Raw genomic sequence first — 780 nt, 5'->3', positions numbered from 1 at the left:
TAAGAGACTATATGGAACACTCAAAAAAAGGTAACGTAGTAAGTGTGGAAGATCTCTTAAAAGCAAATAGTGACAATAAGCATGAAGTCATAGACACATCTATCTTAGGACTAAAGGAGCAAAAGCAGATAGAAGAGCTACTTGATAAACAAGCAAAAGAGATAGAGGATTGTTGGAAAAAGGACGATGCTATCTTGAAAAAGACTTTAAAAATGCAAGATATCCCTTATGAAACCATAGAAAAAGATATGAAGAAGGAAGCTCCAACACTTATGGTAAAAACTGCTATAGAGGGGTTATTTCCTTTTGCAGAGTACTTTAGCGAAGATGGTCAATCAAAAATTTATAAGTCCATTGGTTCATTTGTATTTGACCCAAATAAAAAAGAGGCAACAGATGAGCTTCTTGATGAGCTTGGTGTATTAAACATCGTAAGACAGCTATTTACTATGAATAATACTGAAAATGTGGATAAATTTATAAAGCATGTAACAAATTCTAAAACAAATGTTGAAATCCTAAGGAAATCAAAAGGAAATTTGCTTAAACAGGCTATTAACTCTGTAAAACTTCGTCTTTTAATAGGTCGCTATAACATAAGTATCATCTGGAATAGCATGAGAAGCTTTGCTTTTATGAAACAAACTTATATGTTTGACCCAAAAGATGTCAAAGCTATGGGAAATATGCTAAAAGGATATGGTAAATCACTAGGCAAAGATGTAGGAGTAGCTTTTCTTAAAGGTATAGTAGAACTTTGGAAAACATCCTATGAAAAAC

1 protein-coding gene is annotated in these 780 nt (G+C 32.6%); it reads left to right on the top strand.

From position 1 onward, the window contains the following. Positions 1-11 precede the first annotated feature (11 nt). Positions 12-780, top strand: a 769-nt coding sequence (locus tag B9N65_RS10775; RefSeq protein WP_141083853.1) for a hypothetical protein, incomplete at its 3' end; no start/stop codon positions are given.

It is taken from the genome of Campylobacter concisus (assembly GCF_002165815.1).
GTDB classification, from domain to species: domain Bacteria; phylum Campylobacterota; class Campylobacteria; order Campylobacterales; family Campylobacteraceae; genus Campylobacter_A; species Campylobacter_A concisus_BH.
This window is presented reverse-complemented; position numbering and strand designations above follow the sequence as displayed.